Source organism: Streptomyces diastatochromogenes (genome assembly GCF_002242805.1).
In the GTDB taxonomy this organism is placed as follows: Bacteria; Actinomycetota; Actinomycetes; order Streptomycetales; family Streptomycetaceae; genus Streptomyces; species Streptomyces diastatochromogenes.
On the sequence record NZ_MCGQ01000008.1, the window covers coordinates 159555 to 178262 of the forward strand.

The window sequence follows — 18708 nt, forward strand, 5'->3', positions numbered from 1 at the left end:
ACCGCCTCGTGACCTCCCGGAGGACCACCCCGATGCCTCACCCGCGCAAGGCCACCCCCACCGCCCTCGCGGCCGCCCTCCTCGCCGCCGGCCTGACCCCGCTGGTCCTGGCCGCCCCGGCCACCGCCGCGGTCGCCAAGCAGTACGACGACTTCAACGGCGACGGCCACCGCGACCTCGCGTACCTCGGCTACAACCGGGACAACCACCGGGGCGGCGCCGTCACCATCGTCTACGGCGGCACGAACGGCCTCGACACCTCGCACACCCAGGTCATCGACCAGGACAGCGCCGGTGTGCCCGGCTCGGGCGAGGAGGACGACATGTTCGGCGACTCGCTCACCAGCGCCGACCTGAACAAGGACGGGTACGCCGACCTCGTCGTCGGCAACCAGACCGAACACGTGGGCAGCGCGCAGTACCGCGGCTCGGTCACCATCGTGTGGGGCTCCCGCTCCGGCCTGTCCGGCGGCACCAACCTGGCGCCGAAGGGCGGCGCGGCCGGCGCGCAGGGCCACTTCGGCTCCGACCTCGCCACCGGCGACTTCACCGGCGACGGCTCGCCCGACCTCGCGGTCATCGGCGGCGGGGAGGCCTGGCTGTACCGGGGGCCGTTCACCAGGGCGGGGGGCACCGGAACCGTCAGCGAGATCGACAAGGACGGTGCCGGCTGGTACTCGTCCGGGCTGGCGGCCGGCAAGGTCAACGGCGACGGCAAGACGGACCTCGTGGTCCTCGGCGAGCAGTTCACCGGCACGAACGACACCCCCGCCCTGCGCGCCTGGTTCCTGAAGGGCGCCTCCTCGGGCCTGACCTCGGGCGCCTCCAAGACCCTGGAGTCCGCCTGGCACGGCGGCCTCGGCGCCAACGCCGTCATCGCCGACTTCGACAAGGACGGCTACGGCGACATCGCCATCGGGCAGCCCGACAAGGACAAGGGCAAGGGTGCGGTGACCGTCTGGCGCGGCACCTCCGCCGGCCCCAGCGGCTCCACGACCCTCACCCAGGCCACCGCGGGCGTCTCCGGCAGCCCGGAGACCGACGACGACTTCGGCTACGACGTCTCGGCCGCCGACACCAACGGCGACGGCTACGCGGACCTCGCGGTCGGCGTGCCCCACGAGGACGTCGACGGCAAGCAGGACCAGGGCGGTGTGCACGTCTTCCGCGGCGGCTCCGGCGGCCTGACCGGCACCCGCTCCGCCTGGATCCCGCAGACCGTCGCCGGCCGCGCCGACTCCGACACCGCCTTCGGCTACAGCCTCCGCCTGCGCGATGTCACCGGCGACGGCAAGGCCGACCTGGCGATCGCCCTGAGCGGCGGCGGAATCCTGCTGCCCGGCACCGCCACCACGCCGACGGCGAGCGAAGCGGTCGTCCTGCCGGACCTCGGCGGCGGCTTCCAGGACTGACGCCCGCCCCCCTCTCATGAACGGATCGGACATGCGCACGCGCGCCTTCCTACTGGCAGCGACCCTGACCACAGGCCTGCTCACCGCCCTGCCCGTCACCACGGCTTCCGCGGCCCCCGCCCGTTTCTCCGACGACTTCAACGGCGACGGCTACCGCGACCTGGTCACCGCCGCCCCGTCGGCCACGGTCGGCGGAAAGGCCCGGGCGGGTGCCGTGGTCGTGAACTACGGCTCCAAGTCGGGGATCAGCGCCGCCCGGCACACGGTGATCACCCAGAACACCACGGGCATCCCGGGCACGGCGGAGACGAACGACGAGTTCGGCGCGTCCCTCGCCTCCGGCGACCTCAACCGCGACGGCTACGCCGACCTCGTCGTCGGCACCCCGGACGAGAACGACGGCACCGGCACCGCGGTCGTCGTCTGGGGCGGCAAGAACGGCCTCTCCGGCGGCTGGACCCTCCCCGGCCCCGCGTCCTCGGCGCACGACGAGTACGCCCTGACCCTGGCGGTCGGCGACTTCACCGGCGACGGCCGCGCCGACCTCGCCGTCGGCAGCCTCGGCAAGGACGTGTGGGTCTTCCGGGGCGGCTTCACCAAGGCTTCCGGCGCCGCGTCCCGGTTCGTGCTGCGGACCGAGCTGCAGGCCGGCGTCATCTCCGGCGCCCAGGGCCTGGCCGCCGCCGACGTCAACGGGGACCACGTCGACGACCTGGTGATCAGCGGCACCGACGAGCGGACCTACGACGACGGCCAGCTCGTCTACACGGGCTCGACGGGCGACACCCCGCTCACCCTCCAGACGTTCCTGCCCTCCGGCGCCTGGCGCACGGCCGCCGTCGGTGACCTCAACGGCGACGGCTACGACGACGTGGTCGCGGCCACCGCCCCCGGCTCGGTCTCCGCGAACGACGGCGGCTCGGTCCGCGCCTACCTGGGCAGCGCGGACGGCATCCGCACCACGCCCCAGGCGACGATCACCCAGAACAGCCCCGGCGTCCCCGGCACCGACGAGAAGGAGGACTGGTTCGGCCACTCCCTCTCCGTCGGCGACGTCAACGGCGACGGGTACGCGGACGTGGCCGTCGGCGCGATCTACGAGGCCATCGGTCCCGACTGGCAGACCGGCGCCGTCACCGTGCTGCGCGGCTCGGCCACGGGCCTGACCGGCACCGGCGCCCAGTCCTTCTCCCAGGACACGGCCGGCGTCCCCGGCAGCGCCGAGGACAACGACTTCTTCGGCTCGGCGGTCCGCCTCTCCGACCTGAACGGTGACGGCAAGGCGGACCTCTCCATCGGCGCCCACGGGGAGAACGACTCCGACGGCGCGGTGTGGAGCCTGCGCGGCTCGGCCTCCGGCATCCGCACGACGGGCGCGGTGTCCTTCGGCCCGGCGGCGACGGGGGTCCCGGCCACGGGGTATCCGCATCTGGGGCGCCTGATGGGGCAGTGAGGGCGGGGCGGTGAAACCGGGGGAATCCCTGGTAGGTCCCCTGACGGTCCCTTAGGGGATGTCACAGGTCGGCAGCAAAGCCGGGCCCGTACCCCCGGGCCCGGCACGTCACCCTCCGGGACCAGGTACGTTCGATGACGTGGCTGGATTCAGGATCGGACGCGGGGGCCGTGACAACCGCACCCCCCAGGGACAACAGGCTCAGCAGGGACCGTCGCACGGGCACGGCCAGGGACGGGGGCCCGGCCAGGGACGTGGGCACGGACAGCCCGGGGGCCGCCCCCAGGGCCCGTCGTACGGCTACCCGTCGGCGCCGCAGCAGCAGTCGTACCCGCAGCCGTCGTACCCGCCCCAGGGACAGCCGTACGGCTACCCGGGCGGCCGGGCGGACGACGGACCGGAGTACTTCGGCGACGGCGGCCACGATCCGTACGCGGCGAACAACCCGGGCCACACCCAGGCCTTCTCGATCGACGAGGCCGCCGGCTACACCCAGGGCGCGACCTACCACGCCGGCTCGGCCGCCCCGTCCGGCCCGGTCGGCCCGCCCCTGCACTGGAAGGAACTGCTGAAGGGGATCATCCTCTCCCCCGCCCAGACCTTCCTGCGCATGCGGGACTACACGATGTGGGCCCCGGCCCTGATCGTCACCTTCCTCTACGGCCTGCTCGCCGTCTTCGGCTTCGACGGGGCCCGCTCGGACGCGATCAACGCGACGCTCTCCAACGCGATCCCGATCGTCCTGATCACCGCCGTCGCGATGGTCGTGAGCGCCTTCATCCTGGGCGTGGTCACCCACACCCTGGCCCGCCAGCTCGGCGGCGACGGCGCCTGGCAGCCCACGGTCGGGCTGTCCATGCTGATCACGTCCCTCACGGACGCCCCCCGCCTGGTCTTCGCCATGTTCTTCGGCGGCAACGCGGGCTTCGTCCAGCTGCTCGGCTGGGCCACCTGGATCGGCGCGGGCGCCCTGCTGACCCTGATGGTCTCCCGCTCCCACGACCTGCCCTGGCCGAAGGCGCTGGGCGCGTCGGCGATCCAGCTGATCGCGCTGCTGTCGATAGTGAAGCTGGGCACGTTCTAGCCGCGACCTGCACAGAGAAGGGCCCCCGGGTGTTCCACCCGGGGGCCCTTCTCTTTGTTCTCTTGCTCTCAGGCGTCGAGGACCTGTCCGGCCCGCTTCACCACGGGCGGCTCGACGCTCCACGGGAAGTTGATCCACTCGTCGGTGCGCTTCCAGACGTACTCGCACTTCACGAGGGAGTGGGACTTCTCATAGATCACGGCCGAGCGCACCTCGGCGACGGTGTCGAGGCAGAAGTCGCGCACGAGCTTGAGCGTCTTGCCGGTGTCCGCGACGTCGTCGGTGATGAGCACCTTCTTGTCGGAGAAGTCGATCGCGCTCGGGACCGGGGCGAGCATGACGGGCATCTCCAGGGTCGTCCCGACGCCCGTGTAGAACTCCACATTCACGAGATGGATGTTCTTGCAGTCGAGGGCGTAGGCGAGCCCGCCGGCGACGAAGACGCCCCCGCGCGCGATGCTCAGCACGATGTCCGGCTCGTACCCGTCGTCGGCGATGGTCTGCGCCAGCTCGCGGATGGCGGCGCCGAACCGCTCGTAGGTCAGGTTCTCCCGCACGTCACTCATGTCGTGGCCGCCCTCACACCTGGGTCCGATGGAAGTTCTGGAAGGACCGCGAGGCGGTCGGCCCGCGCTGCCCCTGGTACCGGGAGCCGTAGCGCTCACTGCCGTACGGGAACTCGGCGGGGGAGCTGAGCCGGAACATGCACAGCTGGCCGATCTTCATGCCGGGCCAGAGCTTGATCGGCAGGGTGGCGAGGTTGGACAGCTCCAGGGTCACGTGACCGCTGAACCCCGGGTCGATGAACCCGGCGGTGGAGTGCGTCACGAGCCCGAGCCGCCCCAGCGAACTCTTGCCCTCGAGCCGGGAGGCAAGATCGTCGGGCAACGAGATGACCTCGTACGTGCTCGCGAGCACGAACTCCCCGGGGTGCAGGATGAACGGCTCGTCCCCCTCGGGCTCCACGAGCCGCGTGAGGTCGGCCTGCTCGACGGAGGGGTCGATGTGGGGGTACCGGTGATTCTCGAACACCCGGAAAAAGCGGTCCAGCCGCACGTCGATGCTCGACGGCTGCACCATGGATTCGTCGTAGGGATCGATACGCACCCGCCCGGCGTCGATCTCGGCCCGGATGTCCTTGTCTGAGAGAAGCACGTCCCGAGGATACGCAAGGCGCGCGGAGCCATGACAATCGTGACGACTCCGCGCGCCTTTCGATCTTGCGGCGCCCAGCCCGCTACCGCTTCTGCGGCACTACCGCTTCTGTAGGGCGACCGGCACCACACTGCGGAGCCGGGCACACCGCGGACACCTCACGAGCCGGCCGGGGCCGAGCCGCTCGGCCTGCTGCATCGGGAACGAAGCGGTGCCGAAGACGTGCCCGTCCGCACAACGAACGACGGTGCGTTCCATCAAGTCCCTCAAGTCCCTTCCCCAAGAGCCGCGTCCGGCTTACTGCCCTGACGACAAAAGCCACATTACGGGATCAAAGAGACGACTCTCCAGGCGGCACTCCGGCCTCACCCGGACCCTCTCCCATCCCTCCACGGTACGCCCCAACTCGCGCCCCCCGCACGGGGATCCCACCCTTCCACCCCACCCCCAACGCACCCGGACCCCGCGGTCCGAGCACCGGGGGTCTGCGATGAGGTACAGTGAGCGAGCGTTCGGACATCGACTCTGCGGAGCCGTCCCGTCCGTCTTACGCGGGTGTAGTTTAATGGTAGAACATCAGCTTCCCAAGCTGAGAGCGCGAGTTCGATTCTCGTCACCCGCTCTGTGATTGAGGCCCAGGTCAGAGACCTGGGCCTTGTTGTTGTGCGCCTCACAGAGGATGCCCAGGGCGAGGGTGTCGGAGATCCCGGCGGCCCAGCCACCGCCCGTCGACGACACCATCCAGCCGAGCGCTCGCACCACGCGCCGTCTCTCTGCGCAGGTCGAGCGCTGTGCGACCCGCCCGCACCGCGATACGCCCCACCGGACGACAGTGCATGGCATCGCCCGTACCGGCCCGGCGGCGGAGGACCGGGAGTGCCGTATCGGGGCGGCGGCGGTCCGCCGCGCGGTGCGCACTGCCGACCGTCGCTTCACCCAAATTCCTTGACTTCCCGGCGTCAACGGCACTTGTGCGGACGGCACTTGGGACGGGTCGTCGGGAGGCCCGGACTGGGGGTGGCCGTGGGGGTCGTTCGCTTGCCGGGCCTGCCGACGTGTTTGGTGGGGGCCGGGGTGGGAGAGGCGGAGGGGACGCCGGGCTCGTCGGTGCCGGGGCCGAGGGACGTGGGGGCGGGGAAGGGGAGGTCGGGCAGGCCGACCAGGGCGTCGCGCATGTACCCGGTCCAGATCTCGGTCGGGATGTCGCCGCCGAACACCTTCTGCAGACCGCCGACGCCCGCCAGGGACTGGAGCTGGGGATGGGCCGGGTCCTCTTTGAAGAGGACGACGGAGGTGGCGAGTTGGCGGGTGTAGCCGATGAACCAGGCCGACCGGTAGTCGTCCGTGGTCCCGGTCTTGCCCGCCGCGGTCCGGCCGAGGGCCTGGGCCTTGGTTCCGGTGCCCCGGGCGATGACGCCGCGCAGGACGTCGGTCACGTTGTCGGCGACCGCCGTCGGCAGGGCGCGTACGGGGGTGGGAGCGGTGAAGCCGGGCAGTATGGCCCCGTCGTGGGTCACCTTGGTCACCGAGTACGGCGTGACCTGCATCCCGGACGCGGCGAACGTCGCGTAGGCGCCCGCCATGCGGATGGCGCTCGGGGTCGAGGTGCCGATGTAGAAGCCGGCGCTGGGCGCGGCGAGGCTCCCGGAGCGCAGGCCCAGGGCCGTCGCCGTCCGGGCCACGTCGGTGTGGCCGACGTCCTCGCCCAGCTGCACGTACGGCGTATTGACCGATTGCTCCATCGCCTGGCGCAGAGTGATGTAGCCCCAGCGGTGCGTGGTGTCGTTGTGCTGGTGGAGGAGACCGGTGGGGTCCTTGTCGTCGGTGACGTAGTCGCCCTGCTGGTCCTTGATCCGGATGCCGTCGTCGCCGTCGAACTTGCTGCCCGGGGTGATCGGCGCCGGTGACGCGCCGGGCTTCAGGACGGCCCCGTACTGGAGCGCGGAGGCGAGGACGACCGGTTTGAAGGTCGAGCCCACGGGGACGCCGGAGGTGTCGGCGTTGTCCGCGTAGTGGGCCCGTTCGTAGCCGGGACCGCCGTAGACGGCCAGGATGCGGCCGGTGGCCGGGTCCACCGAGGCGGCGCCGGTCTGGACGTTCCGGTCAGCCGTCCGGTGGGCGGGGTCGAGGCGCTCCGCGCGCACCTTCGCGACGGCCTTGGCCAGCTCCGCCGTCTTCTTCCGGTCGAAGGTGGTATGGATCTGGTAACCGCCCCGGCTCAGGCTGCTGTCGGTGATGCCGGGGTCGTGCTGCTGGGCGTACGACCGGGCCAGCTGGACCAGATAGCCGGTCTGCCCGGTGAGACCCGAGCCGGCAGTCCACTTCCTGGGCACCGGGAAACCGGCCGCCGCGTACCGGGCGCGCTGCTGCTCCGTCAGCCTGCCGGTCTTCACCATGCGGTCGAGCACCCAGGACCAGCGTGCCTGTGCCTGTGCCCGCGCCCTGGGATCGGAGTCGGCGTACTGGAAGAGGCTCGGCTCGTTGACCGCCGCGGCGAGAAAGGCGCCCTGGCTCACGGTCAGCTTCTCGACCGGAAGGTCGTAGTACACGCGGGCGGCGGCCTCGATGCCGTCCGCCTGTCGGCCGAAGAAGCAGGTGTTCAGGTAGCCCTGGAGTATCTCCTGCTTGCTCATGCTCGCGCCGATCTTGGAGGAGATCAGCAGCTCCTTGAGCTTGCGGGAGAGCGTCTGCGACTGGTCGAGGTAGGTGTTCTTGACGAACTGCTGGGTGATCGTCGAACCGGACTGGACGGAGTCGCCCTCGGCCATGTGCACGACGGCGCGCGCGATGCCCTGCGGGTCGATGCCCGGGTCGGAGTAGAAGGAGGCGTTCTCAGCGGCGATGAAGTCTTCCTGCACGCCCAGCGGGACCTGCGCCAGGGAGACGTTCTCCCGGTTGACACTGCCGTCGGTCGCCAGGACCGTGCCGTCGGACCAGTAGTAGACGTTGTTCTGGAGCAGCGTCGAGGGGTTGGGGTCGGGGATGGAGATCGTGGCGTAGGCGTACCCGATGGCCGCGGTCGCTGAGCCGACGCAGAACACGAACGACGCCAGCACCTGCCGCCACGAAGGCAGCCAGCGGCGCGCGCCCGCCCGGCCGGCTCTCGGATAGTCGATCCAGCGTCTGCGCGATGCGGTGCGGCTCGCCCTGCGACGACCCGCCGCACGACTGCCGGAGATGGTGCGCTGCGGCGGCCTGCGCCGGGTACCGCTCATGGGCTCGGATCACTCTGCTTTCAGTACCGGTGGGTGGTGTCGTGGGGCGCGGGTCGTGGAGGGCCCGCGTACGGCCAGGGCTGCGGGTGAGCCTCGTACGGCCGGGGGTCCGGGTGGGACTCGTAGTACGGCTGGGAGTCCGGGTGGGACCCGTACGGTCCGGGCCCCGGGACGGCCGCGTACGGTCCGGGAGGGGGCACGGCCGCGTACGGTCCGGGAGAGGGGACGCCCTCGTACGGTTCCGGCCGCGCAACACCTTCGTACGGTTCCGGCTCCGGCTGCGCGGGGGCCGCGGTGCGGTCCTCCCCGGAGGGTTCCGCTCCCGCCGGCGCCCGCAGGCTGCCGTAGCGCTCCATGCGCTGCCAGCGAAGGCGTGATCCGGACACGGCGGTGAAGACGGACTGGATCACCACCAGATACATGAACTGCCGGTAGACGAACTGCTGCAACGGCAGGCTCCACAGGGGTCCGGGGCGTTCGCCGTCCAGGCGGAACGCGTACAGGCCCATGCCGAGCTGCAGGAGAAGGAAGGCGAGCCACAGGGCGGTGATCCGGACCGGGTCCAGGAAGACCAGGCCGTACAGGGCGAAGATGTCCACGACCGGCGCGAGCAGGGGCAGCAGTACCTGGAAGAGGAGGAGGTAGACCAGGCCCCGGCGGCCCAGTTTCCCGGCTGAACCGCGCTGGACCAGTGCGCCGCGGTGCTTCCACATCGCCTGCAGGGTGCCGTAGCACCAGCGGTACCGCTGCCGCCACAGGGCGTTCAGGGACGCGGGTGCCTCGGTCCAGGCCACCGCGCCCTCCTCGTACACCACACGCCAGCCGGCGCGGCACAGCGCCATGGTGAGGTCGGTGTCCTCGGCGAGGGTGACGTCGCTGACGCCGCCGAGGGCGAGCAGGGCCCGGCGCCGGAACGCCCCGACCGCTCCGGGCACGGTGGGCATGCACTCGGCGAGGTCGAACAGGCGGCGGTCGAGGTTGAAGCCGACGACGTACTCGATGTGCTGCCAGCGGCCCAGCATGCCGCCGCGGTTGACGACCTTGGCGTTGCCCGAGACGGCACCCACGCGCGGGTCGGCGAAGGGCTGCACGATCGTGCGGACGGCGGCGGGTTCGAAGACCGTGTCGCCGTCGACCATGACCACCAGGTCGCAGGAGGCCGCGGCGAGACCGGTGTTGAGCGCGGCCGATTTGCCCGCGTTCTCCTGCCGGATCACCCGCACCCCCGGCAGCCGGAGCGACTCCACCAGGTCCGCGGTGCCGTCGGTGGAGCCGTCGTCCACCACGATGATCTCCACCGGATGGTCCGAGGAGAGCAGGGAGCGCACGGCCGCCTCGATGCCGGCGCTCTCGTTGTACGCGGGGACGATGACACTGACCGGTTCGGTCACCGGCGGCCCCCAGGACCTGCCCCGGCTCCCGGTCCGCAGCCGTCGGTGCCGGCGGGCCGCGATCAGTACGACCGCCGCGCGCAGCACGCTGATCGCTCCGGCCGCGTACATCAGCACGCCCAGCAGCCACACCACCCGGTCGCCGGCCTGCAACGCCGTGACGAGGGCCATCCCCTGGAGGTGCTCGCCCAGTCCGGCGGGCTGGACGGGGCCGGCCATGCGGACCGCCGCGCCGACCGTCGCGAACCGGAAACCCTGTGCCTTGAGCCGGGGGATCAGCTTGTGCAGCGCGGCGACGGTCTGGGAGCGGTCACCTCCGCCGTCGTGCATCAGCAGGATCTGCCCGGCGTGCCCGTGCGGGGTCGCGTTCGCGAGGATGCGGTCCGTGCCGGGACGCTGCCAGTCCTCGGCGTCCTGGGTGGAGAGCACCGTGACATAGCCCGCCGCGTCGGCCTGCTTGAGGACGGACCAGTCGGCGTCGTTCAGCGCTCCGTTGTTCGAGGAGTACGGCGGCCTCAGCAGCGCGGTGGTGACCCCGGCCGCACCGGCCACCGCCAGCTGCGTCTCGCGCAGCTCCAGGGAACGCTGCCACGGGGCGAGACGGGACAGGTCGGGGTGGGTGAAGGTGTGGATGCCGATCTGGTGGCCCTCGGCGACGATCCGGCGGACCAGTTCCGGGTGGGCCACGACCTCGGTTCCGACGACGAAGAAGGTCGCGCGCACATGGTTGCGGCGCAGCACGTCGAGGATGCGCGGCGTCCAGATGGGGTCGGGGCCGTCGTCGAAGGTGAGGGCGATGGTGCGGGCCTTCGGCCGGGCGGTGTGCACGGCGGTGGCGGCGTTCGCGATCACGGGACCGCCGTGGGTCACTTGACCAGGCACCGCCTCGCTGCGTCCGCGGGCACCGGTCACGGCGTCCGAGGTGATCCCGAACATGTGGTGGGTGTACCCCTGGAGCAGGAGGGCCGTCGACAAGGTCACCGCGAGCACGCTCAGCAGCAGCCAATGGGTGCGGGGGGTGATCTGGCGGGTACGGCTGCTGCGGCGGCGATCGGTCACGTCAGGGCCTTGGGTCACTTCACGGGCTTGTGGGACGTCCCAAGGGCACGCCCCCGGGAGGAGGGGGTCGAGGTCGGACCGACGGTGGCCGTCGGGGACGTGGCCCTGGTGGGTGCCGCGGTGGGCCCGGACGTGGCCGCGGGAGCGGTCGAGGCCGTCGGCCGGACGGGCTGGCCGGAGGTCCGCTGCGCCGTGGAGCGGGACTTGCCGTGCGCCGCGGCGGAGCTCGCGCTCCCCGCCGAGTGGCCGGTGCTGGACGGGGAGTCGGAGGCGGTCACGCCGGGGCCGGCCCCGTGTGCGCTGTCCGGCTGCGGGACGAAGGGGGCGCTGATGCCGGGGCCGCCCAGCATGGTGCTGATCAGCAGCGCGACATAGCCGCCGGCGGGGATCACCAGCAGCCGGGCGGCGCGCAGCACGAGGCGCTGGCGACGCCCCGAGGAGTCGACGAAGACCGGTCGCACCGGGTCGCTCTCGGATTCCGGCTGCACGAAAGGGGTGGGCTGCGTGTCGATCTCCGCGGCCGGCACGGTGAGGACGTCGCCGTGAGCGGCGTCCCACGCCGTCGAATGGGGCTGCGTCCACTGCGCGAGCTGCACCGGGTCCCCGGTCAGCGTGGCCGTGTCGACGGCGTACCCCTCGTGACCGTACCCGTCGTGGCCGTACCCGTCGTGGCCGTAGGCATACGCGTACCCGGCACCACCGTACGGATCCTCGCCGTACGCTCCGCCGTTTCCGTTCGTCCACTGCACGAGTCGTGTCCCCTGTCCCGGCCGGCCGACACAGCCGTCCGCATGGACAGAGCGCGGCGGGCCGGAACTGTTACACCTCACACACAACTCACGCCTCGGACAGCCACTTCACCACCGCATCCCCGCACTCGGCCGTATGCACGTAGAACGCCCTCAGTTCCTGGTGCGCCGCCGCGAAGGCGCGCCACGTCTCGGGCTCCGCGATCACGCCGCCGTAGCGCGGCAGCAGGTCGTCCCGGGCGGCGTCCCACAGCGCGTCGAAGTCGGCCGTCGCCAGGAACCCGGCCACCTGGCGGGCCTGGGCCGCCGTCAGCACCAGGAGCGGCGGCTTGTGCCGGTCGGTACGGAACACGGGCCGGCCGCCCAGCACCACCTGGGTCCGGGACCGGTTCCGGGCAAGGGGATGCAGGGGAGCGCCGGCGTAGAGGTGCTCCTGGTCCCGGCAGCGCCGGACGGTCTCCGCGTCGCCCTCGAAAAGCCGTTCCAGCCATATCGCGCTGTTGCGCAGTGCCGGGGGCGGCACCGCGCGCAGACGGAGGTACGCACTCATGCCGGAAGGAGCGCACGGGAGCGCCTGGGCGTCACACGGGGCGGACGGAATCGGGGTACGGATCGGACACCGCCGGTCCGATGGGGGGGGTGCCCGGGGTGGGCTGCGGCGCCGGCGGGCGGTCGCCCTCGGCCGGCCCGGTACCGCCGAACCCGGCATCCCCCCAGCGCACAGGCCGCACGAAACGTCACCCGGGCCCGGACAGCCCCGACGGCGCTCCGTCGTACGCGCAGACCCGCACCGCAGCCGGCGGCCGGGGCACGGGGACACCGGCGAGAACGTGAAGGACGCCCGATGCGTTGTGACACTTGCGTGACGGCGGGCGCTGAACGTCATGGGGCCGTCGATGCGACCGGAGCGCGGCGGACGGCAGGCACTCGCTACGAACCGGCGTGAACGAGGACGATCTTGGGCCAGGTACGGCAACCCGGTCGTGCGCAGGCGCGCGACGGGGAACTGGGCGCGGCGGTCGCACGGGCCCAGGACGGCGACGAGGCCGCCTTCGCGATCGCCTACCGGATCGTTCAGCCGGGCCTGCTCGGCTACCTGCGCGGCATCGTCGGCGACGACGCGGAGGATGTGGCGTCCGACGCCTGGCTGGAGATAGCCCGCGACTTCGGGCGCTTCAAGGGCGACGGCGCGGGCTTTCGTGGGTGGACCGCGACCATCGCCCGGCACCGGGCCCTGGACCATCTGCGCCGCCAGCGCGTGCGTCCCCGGGCGGGAGGGACCGAACAGGACGTACTGGACCTGCCCGGTGCGCACAGCACCCATGAACAGGCGCTGGAGTCCCTCTCCACCGAGCGGGCACTGGAACTGGTCCGCGGTCTGCCCCGGGACCAGGCCGAGGCCGTGCTCCTGCGGGTCGTGGTCGGCCTGGACGGTCCCGCCGCCGCACGCGTCCTCGGCAAGCGCCCGGGAGCGGTGCGCACAGCCGCCCACCGGGGCCTGAAACGCCTCGCCCGCCAGTTGGGCATCGGCGGCGAGGCCGAGGAGGGTGTGACGGATGGGGCTTACCGCACGCTGGGGCAGTCAACATGAACGACGGCGGCGGGCCGGCGGACGGGCAGCCCGGCCCGGCAGGCCGAAACGAAGAGATTCTGTGGGACAGGAACGGAAACGGACATGGGTGAAAGGCTGAGCGGCGGCGGAGTTCCAGGCCGTCGACGTGGGTCTGACGGCGCCCTGTCCGACCCTCGGAACGAGCGTGACGCCGCCACCCTGGAAACGGTCCTGGCCGCCGCGCTCCGTACCGGCGATCTCGACCCCCAGGCCGAGCAGCGGGCTGTGGCCGCCTTCCGGGCCTCCCACGGCGAGGGCACACACCGAGCAGCACGTACCCGGCGCCGGGACGACTGGCGACGACCCGAGGAGCGGCGTGCCCGGCGTCCTGTGAAGATGACGTTCGGCGTGGTGTTCGCCAGCCTCACCCTGGGTGGTGTGGCCGTCGCGGCCATCGGTTCCGTCAGCACCTCCACGCATGCTGGCGGCGCCGACCGGGGCACCACGCACCCTTCGGCGCTCGCTCCGGACCGGCCGGGTGGTGCACCCTCCTCGGCGTCCTCCCTGGGCTCCCGGCCGACGGACGGACCGGCCCACGCGAAGGACACCGAAGCCCACTGCCGCGCCTACGAGCGGGTCCAGGGCCACGGCAAGGCGCTCGACGCGAAAGTCTGGAAGCAGCTCGTCGCGGCTGCCGGCGGCAAGGCCGAGGTTGCCGCCTACTGCTCCGAGCAGCTGACGCGGGCGACGGCCACGCCGGGCAGATCGGCCGGTACGGGCAGGTCCGGCGAAGGTGCCGCGGACGCCGGCAACGGCGCGGCGGGCAAGACAGGCGCATCCGGCAGCAACACCGGCGGCACGGGCAACACGGCCGGGAAGACCCGGGCAGGTGGCGGCCAGGGGGGCGGGAAGCACAAGTAGCCCTCGCCGTGGCCCATCAGGGCCCGCGCGGGCGGAGAGTGCTGCGCACATGCGAGCACGTTCCCCGTGGACACCCGAAGAGCCGGCTGAACGCGGCGCCCGTTCGGTCCAGGCCAATTTGAGGGTGGCGTGCCCTCTGGGGCGGCCGCTGGTCGCCTGAGGGGGCCGGGGACGGCGACACACCTCCTGTGCGCTACGGTGACTCGCTTTTGCCGTAAACCTTTGGGGGGTTTGATGCGAAGAACCGCAGCGGTCGCGAGCGCCGTCACCGTGCTCGTTCCGCTTCTCCTGGCCGGCGCTTCCACTGCTTCGGCCGCGGCCACGGGGTCGCTCACCGTCAGGACGTTGGACCGCAGCGGCAAGGCGGTCTACGCGCAGGTGGCGGTCTACAACACCAAGACGTACGACTTCCGCTACATCGAGGGGAACAAGAAGGCCTCTCTGCCCAACGGGAGTTACGAGCTCGCCACGTCCTTCGTCGGCGGCAACAGCGAGGACGCCGTCGTCGGCGGTCACAGCGTGCAGGTCTCCGGGGCGACGACGACCACCTTCGACGGGCGCAAGGGGCGTGCCGTCAAGGTGTCGCTCAGTCCCGCCCCGGGCAGCGGATACGACCACACGGTCAGCGCGGCGGTCTGCGCCAGCGACAACAGCCCCGCCACCATGAGCATTTCCGCCGACTCGGGCGACCTGTACGCCATCCCGAACAGCAGCAGCGCATACGAGCTGTCGTACGGCACCACCTATCAGCCGCGGTCGACGACCGGCGGGGACTTCTGGCTGGCGTCCGCCACGCACACCCGCGGTGTGCCGTCCGGGGTGTCCGCGACGCTGAAGAAGTCCGGGCTGACCACCCTCAAGGTGTCCGCCCGTTCCGGCCCCGACAGCGGACAGGCGCGGTTCTCGTTCAACGGCGGGTCGACGGGCGGCGACGACTGCTCGTCGTCCATGAACATCCTCGACTTCCAGCGTGACCTGCCCAACTCCTTCGGCGTACACGTCCCGGCGGGCCAGTGGGAAGTGATGCAGGACAGTCACGACCTCATCTACGACGGGTTCCACAAGTACGCGGCCGGCAAGACCACCTCGCTGTCCCTCGGCCACGCGGTCTGGGGGCCCGGCGGGAAACTGCCGTACACCTGGTACCACCAGCTGTACTTCGGGGGCGACAACCCGTTCGCCGACCCCAAGTTCACGGGAGGCGGTGTCCTGGCCTCCGGCACCCTGAAGCTGACCCACGCGGGGAAGACGCTCTACAAGCACGACTTCACCCCCTCGACGGAGCTCGATCCGCATCCGCGGATCCCCGGGTCGGGCTGGTATATGCTCACCGAGACCGCCCACCGAACCGGCCTGCCGTCCGGCTCGTTGTCGACCTCCTCCAGCCTGTCCCTGCACTTCTACGCCGACGCCGGCAAGAACCAGCAGATCCGGGACTACATCACCCGGTTCTGGCCCGAGGCGCTGAACTCCAGGAACCAGGCGGCCGCCGGGTCGACCACGACCGTCGACCTGGGCATGCAGCGGCTCGGCACGGGTGACAGCACGATCGGCCGGCTGTCGGACAGCGTGAAGTCCGTGCGTGCCTGGTACACCACCGACAACGGCGCCCACTGGAACGCCACCACCGCGAAGCTGTCCGGCGGCAAGTGGACCATCGCCGTCCACAACCCGACCTCCGGCCCCGGCCGCGTCGGCCTGCGCTCGACGGTCACCGACACCCACGGCGACAGCTCGACGACGACGGTGTACAACGCGTACGCGGTGAGCTGAGGGCCGCCGGCCCTGCCGCTGTCACATCGGCGGCCCGCCCTGGGGGTTTCCCGGACGGGCCGCCCACCGGCGTCCGCCTTGGTTCAGCGGGGCGGCCGGGAGGAAGAGCCCGGCATGCGGCTCAGTGCTTGTCGACCGCCGAGGCCCAGTCGAGGTTCACGCCCATGTCGGAGTACATCTTCGTGTAGCCGACGTAGCAGTTGAACTTCTCGACCTTGCCGTTGTGCAGGTACCAGAAGTCGGCGGTCGGCACGTCGACCTTCGCGCCGGTCGGCTTGACGGTGCCCGCCGGCGTCTGAAGCGGCCCCTCGAACGTGCCCTGGATCGACAGCTCGATGCTGACCACGTCGCCGCTCACGGTGATGCGCTTGAGGTCACGGTGCACGTCGGGGAAGAGGTTGGCCATGTAGGGCAGAACGTCACCAAGCGCCTTGCCCTGGTAGGTCTTGCCGGCGACCACGTCGTTGAAGACGCCGTCCTTGGTGCCGTGCACCAGGAGGGGCGGGCGCCGGCCTGGAGTTATGCGGTCACTGATGGGCCACCTGCCGAGCGATCGGCCGCTTGACAGCAAAATCAAGCAGCTGTTTGAGTTCTGTCTATGGCGACAGAACGGACAGATCAACGCCGCGAGGCCGGCCAGCGGACGCGGGACGGCCTGCTGGCCGCAGCGCAGGAGCTGCTCGCGCGACGGGGCCAGGAGGGTGTGACCCTCCGCGAGATCACGGATCGCGCGGGAGCCAACGTCTCCGCGGTGAGCTACCACTTCGGGTCGCTGAAGGCGCTGTGCGATTCGGCGATCGAGAACGCTCTGGAGCGGTACCTGGACGCGCAGATCGACGAGGTCGCTTCGCTCGACACCGCATCCGGCGTCGAGGATCTGGCCGCGGCGTTCGCCGGGCCGATGATGCGTGCGCTGGCGGCCGGCGGACAGGATCTGGCGGTGATGCGGACGGTGGCTCGCGTCGGGATCGACCCCCCTGAGGGCTGGGGCCGGCTGACAGCGAAGTTCCAGCAGTCCCGGCGGGACGTCGTCCGACAGCTCTCGGCGAGGATTCCCGGAGTCGAAGAGCGGGAGTTGGACTTCCGCATCCGGTGCGCGGCCGGCCTGCTGAACTGGCTCGTGTTGGCGCCCATAGGTACCGAGCTGGCCGCCGAGCCCCCTGAGCAGATCGAGCGGTGGCTGGTCCCGGTGTTGGCAGGGGCGTTCCGCGGCTCCCCGAATGTCGGCTGAACCGGGCTGACACCGCCGGCCCGGACGTGAGATCCAGGAGAACGGGGCACGCCGTCGAGGTGTGCATGCGCGACGACGCCGCTCGATAGGCATGCGAGCCGAGGTCACCCGTGACCGGGAGGGGTCTACCCGGCCGCCGCCGGCTCTGTGCTACGGCGCCGTGCCCACAGCGTGCACGGCACGTAGCGAGAGGAAGGACGCGGTGACGGGCACGTCGAGCGTCGCCGCGCCGTCCGTGACGGGCAGGTCGGTCCAGGAGGCCCCGTCGTCCGTGGAGTACGCGAGAGAGGTGACCCTGGTGTTCGCCTGTGTCGCCTCCGTGGTGCGTGCGGTCGCCGTCGCGTCGACCCGGACCGCGCCGGCGCCGGCGCGGTTGGACGCGTCGAGGCCGGAGACCTTCACGCGGGTGTCGATCAGGGGGAGTTCCCCCCTCCCGGCGTAGTCCGAGCGGAACGTCCACTCGTTGCGCACGCGTGCCGGGCGATGGCACGGTAGTCGGCATCGTCGTGGAGGACAGCAAGACCGTGGTGGGCCGCGGTGACGGCGATGACGAGGTCCGCCGCCGAGGCGCTGCGGTGTTCCCCGGCCCGGGCCATACGGTGTTGAGCACCGCTGATCCAGCGCCCCGCGTTCTTCGGCACCGACACGTCCGGGTAGAGATCAGTGAACATCTCCGTGATCTCGTCGTACTCGCGTCCGTTCCGGGCGCTGTGGAGATCACCGGCTGCGCTTCTCCGCTTGGTGCAAGCGCTCTGCGTCCTCGACGGCACCCCACTCACGCGCACGTTCGAAGTGGCGGCTGATGCGCGCCGCGCGCTCCTGCTGCTCGACGTAGAAGCGCAGAGCGAGGTTGACCGCCTCCTTCTTGGTCCTGACCTTGGACTGCAGTCGCGACGCAAACTGCAGGTCAGGCCTGCTCGGTGGGGCGTACGAGAAGTTCGGCGACGGCCACGTGCCGGGGGCGGGTGACGATGTAGCCGACGGTGTCGGCGATGTCCTGGCTCTGCAGCCGCTCGATGTCGCCCAGGGCGGCGACGATGTGCTGCTGGATGACGTCCGGGTTGTGCGTGCGCAGTTCGGTGTCGACGCTGCCCGGCTCGATGACGGACACGCGGACGTGCTGTCGTGCCAGTTCCTGACGCAGTGCCTCGCTGAAGGCGCCGACGCCGAACTTGGTGGCGCTGTACACGGCGGACATGGCATAGGCGTTGCGGCCGGCGAGCGAGCCGATGTTGACGATGTCGGCGACCTGGCGCGGCTCCTCGGCGGCTGCCTTGACCAGGTGGGGGACGGCCGCGTGGGCGGTGTACATCAGGCCCATGAGGTTGATGTCGATCATGCGCCGCCAGTCGTTCAGGTCCGCGCTGGGGGCGGGCCCGAGGAGCATGAGGCCGGCGTTGTTGACCAGAGTGTCCAGGCGGCCCAGCCCTTCGACGGTCCGCTCGACCGCCTCGGCGGCGGCTTGGGCGGTGGTGATGTCGGCGGGCACGACCAGGGCCTTGCCGCCGGCGCCGGAGATCTCGGCGGCGAGGTCGGTGAGCCGGTCCTCGCGTCGGCCGACCAGGGCCACGGAGGCGCCCTCGCGGGCAAGCTCCAGCGCGGTGGCGTGGCCGATACCGCTGGATGCTCCGGTGACCAGGGCGACGGTTCCTTCAAGACGACGATTCATGGGTTGAAGCCTTTCGATGAACGGCCACGCTGCCGCGGGCCGTA

Annotated in this window: 17 protein-coding genes and 1 tRNA gene; 8 read left to right on the top strand and 10 right to left on the bottom strand. The window is 71.3% G+C overall.

Annotation, left to right across the window (positions count from 1 at the left end; translation table 11 throughout):
* The first annotated feature begins 32 nt into the window (after window positions 1-32).
* From BEK98_RS09070 to BEK98_RS09080, 3 genes are read left to right on the top strand one after another with little or no spacing between them, the layout of a single operon-like run.
* Window positions 33-1412 (top strand): FG-GAP and VCBS repeat-containing protein, encoded by a 1380-nt coding sequence (locus tag BEK98_RS09070; RefSeq protein ID WP_094215899.1) that lies wholly within the window; start codon window positions 33-35, stop codon window positions 1410-1412.
* A 31-nt stretch (window positions 1413-1443) separates the two neighbouring features.
* Window positions 1444-2865, top strand: a complete 1422-nt coding sequence (locus tag BEK98_RS09075; protein ID WP_094215999.1) for a VCBS repeat-containing protein — start codon at window positions 1444-1446, stop codon at window positions 2863-2865.
* Between the two features lie 58 nt (window positions 2866-2923).
* On the top strand, window positions 2924-3949 hold the full coding sequence (locus BEK98_RS09080) for a Yip1 family protein (RefSeq protein ID WP_094215900.1): 1026 nt from the start codon (window positions 2924-2926) through the stop codon (window positions 3947-3949).
* A gap of 68 nt (window positions 3950-4017) precedes the next feature.
* Here BEK98_RS09080 and BEK98_RS09085 read toward each other — a convergent pair whose 3' ends face one another.
* Window positions 4018-4515: a phosphoribosyltransferase gene (locus BEK98_RS09085; protein ID WP_094215901.1), complete on the bottom strand. Its 498-nt coding sequence runs from the start codon at window positions 4513-4515 to the stop codon at window positions 4018-4020.
* A gap of 13 nt (window positions 4516-4528) precedes the next feature.
* Window positions 4529-5104, bottom strand: a complete 576-nt coding sequence (gene dcd / locus BEK98_RS09090) for a dCTP deaminase (protein ID WP_094215902.1) — start codon at window positions 5102-5104, stop codon at window positions 4529-4531.
* A gap of 551 nt (window positions 5105-5655) precedes the next feature.
* On the opposite strand from dcd, the gene BEK98_RS09095 reads away from it, so the two are divergent.
* Window positions 5656-5726: transfer RNA gene (locus BEK98_RS09095), tRNA-Gly, on the top strand.
* 337 nt (window positions 5727-6063) lie between these two features.
* On the opposite strand, the gene BEK98_RS09105 is transcribed toward BEK98_RS09095, so the two are convergent.
* The 4 genes from BEK98_RS09105 to BEK98_RS09120 all read right to left on the bottom strand — a co-directional run bounded on the left by BEK98_RS09105 (window position 6064) and on the right by BEK98_RS09120 (window position 12068).
* Complete coding sequence (locus BEK98_RS09105; protein WP_094215904.1) at window positions 6064-8319, bottom strand: transglycosylase domain-containing protein; 2256 nt, start codon at window positions 8317-8319, stop codon at window positions 6064-6066.
* 20 nt (window positions 8320-8339) lie between these two features.
* On the bottom strand, window positions 8340-10769 hold the full coding sequence (locus tag BEK98_RS09110) for a glycosyltransferase (RefSeq protein WP_208643056.1): 2430 nt from the start codon (window positions 10767-10769) through the stop codon (window positions 8340-8342).
* 14 nt (window positions 10770-10783) lie between these two features.
* Window positions 10784-11518 (bottom strand): hypothetical protein, encoded by a 735-nt coding sequence (locus tag BEK98_RS09115; RefSeq protein ID WP_094215905.1) that lies wholly within the window; start codon window positions 11516-11518, stop codon window positions 10784-10786.
* An 88-nt stretch (window positions 11519-11606) separates the two neighbouring features.
* Window positions 11607-12068, bottom strand: coding sequence for a DUF1877 family protein (locus BEK98_RS09120; RefSeq protein WP_094215906.1), 462 nt, complete (start codon window positions 12066-12068; stop codon window positions 11607-11609).
* 408 nt (window positions 12069-12476) lie between these two features.
* On the opposite strand from BEK98_RS09120, the gene BEK98_RS09125 reads away from it, so the two are divergent.
* The 3 genes from BEK98_RS09125 (at window position 12477) to BEK98_RS09135 (ending at window position 15764) form a co-directional block, all read left to right on the top strand.
* The gene (locus BEK98_RS09125) at window positions 12477-13109 is read left to right on the top strand and encodes an RNA polymerase sigma factor (protein ID WP_094215907.1); all 633 of its coding nucleotides are present in this window, start codon (window positions 12477-12479) and stop codon (window positions 13107-13109) included.
* A gap of 84 nt (window positions 13110-13193) precedes the next feature.
* The gene (locus tag BEK98_RS09130) at window positions 13194-13991 is read left to right on the top strand and encodes a hypothetical protein (RefSeq protein ID WP_143684094.1); all 798 of its coding nucleotides are present in this window, start codon (window positions 13194-13196) and stop codon (window positions 13989-13991) included.
* A gap of 234 nt (window positions 13992-14225) precedes the next feature.
* The gene (locus BEK98_RS09135; RefSeq protein ID WP_094215909.1) at window positions 14226-15764 is read left to right on the top strand and encodes a hypothetical protein; all 1539 of its coding nucleotides are present in this window, start codon (window positions 14226-14228) and stop codon (window positions 15762-15764) included.
* A gap of 121 nt (window positions 15765-15885) precedes the next feature.
* On the opposite strand, the gene BEK98_RS49890 is transcribed toward BEK98_RS09135, so the two are convergent.
* Window positions 15886-16257, bottom strand: a complete 372-nt coding sequence (locus BEK98_RS49890) for a nuclear transport factor 2 family protein (protein WP_244201803.1) — start codon at window positions 16255-16257, stop codon at window positions 15886-15888.
* Window positions 16258-16362: 105 nt separating this feature from the next.
* Here BEK98_RS49890 and BEK98_RS09145 point away from each other — a divergent pair, with 105 nt between their 5' ends.
* The gene (locus BEK98_RS09145) at window positions 16363-16995 is read left to right on the top strand and encodes a TetR/AcrR family transcriptional regulator (protein ID WP_094215910.1); all 633 of its coding nucleotides are present in this window, start codon (window positions 16363-16365) and stop codon (window positions 16993-16995) included.
* A gap of 150 nt (window positions 16996-17145) precedes the next feature.
* On the opposite strand, the gene BEK98_RS09150 is transcribed toward BEK98_RS09145, so the two are convergent.
* The 3 genes from BEK98_RS09150 to BEK98_RS09165 form a co-directional block, all read right to left on the bottom strand.
* Complete coding sequence (locus BEK98_RS09150) at window positions 17146-17466, bottom strand: hypothetical protein (RefSeq protein WP_143684095.1); 321 nt, start codon at window positions 17464-17466, stop codon at window positions 17146-17148.
* A 246-nt stretch (window positions 17467-17712) separates the two neighbouring features.
* Window positions 17713-17901, bottom strand: a complete 189-nt coding sequence (locus BEK98_RS51085) for a type II toxin-antitoxin system VapB family antitoxin (protein ID WP_094216001.1) — start codon at window positions 17899-17901, stop codon at window positions 17713-17715.
* 1 nt (window position 17902) lies between these two features.
* Window positions 17903-18664, bottom strand: a complete 762-nt coding sequence (locus BEK98_RS09165) for an SDR family NAD(P)-dependent oxidoreductase (RefSeq protein WP_094216002.1) — start codon at window positions 18662-18664, stop codon at window positions 17903-17905.
* Between the last annotated feature and the right edge of the window lie 44 nt (window positions 18665-18708).

Bases quoted from the DNA above. Each gene is read 5' to 3' on its own strand.
- BEK98_RS09070 (WP_094215899.1), top strand. From the start codon at position 33: ATGCCTCACCCGCGCAAGGCCACCCCCACCGCCCTCGCGGCCGCCCTC.
- BEK98_RS09075 (WP_094215999.1), top strand. From the start codon at position 1,444: ATGCGCACGCGCGCCTTCCTACTGGCAGCGACCCTGACCACAGGCCTG.
- BEK98_RS09080 (WP_094215900.1), top strand. From the start codon at position 2,924: ATGTCACAGGTCGGCAGCAAAGCCGGGCCCGTACCCCCGGGCCCGGCA.
- BEK98_RS09085 (WP_094215901.1), bottom strand. From the start codon at position 4,515: ATGAGTGACGTGCGGGAGAACCTGACCTACGAGCGGTTCGGCGCCGCC.
- BEK98_RS09105 (WP_094215904.1), bottom strand. From the start codon at position 8,319: ATGAGCGGTACCCGGCGCAGGCCGCCGCAGCGCACCATCTCCGGCAGT.
- BEK98_RS09120 (WP_094215906.1), bottom strand. From the start codon at position 12,068: ATGAGTGCGTACCTCCGTCTGCGCGCGGTGCCGCCCCCGGCACTGCGC.
- BEK98_RS09130 (WP_143684094.1), top strand. From the start codon at position 13,194: ATGGGTGAAAGGCTGAGCGGCGGCGGAGTTCCAGGCCGTCGACGTGGG.
- BEK98_RS09135 (WP_094215909.1), top strand. From the start codon at position 14,226: ATGCGAAGAACCGCAGCGGTCGCGAGCGCCGTCACCGTGCTCGTTCCG.
- BEK98_RS09145 (WP_094215910.1), top strand. From the start codon at position 16,363: ATGGCGACAGAACGGACAGATCAACGCCGCGAGGCCGGCCAGCGGACG.
- BEK98_RS09165 (WP_094216002.1), bottom strand. From the start codon at position 18,664: ATGAATCGTCGTCTTGAAGGAACCGTCGCCCTGGTCACCGGAGCATCC.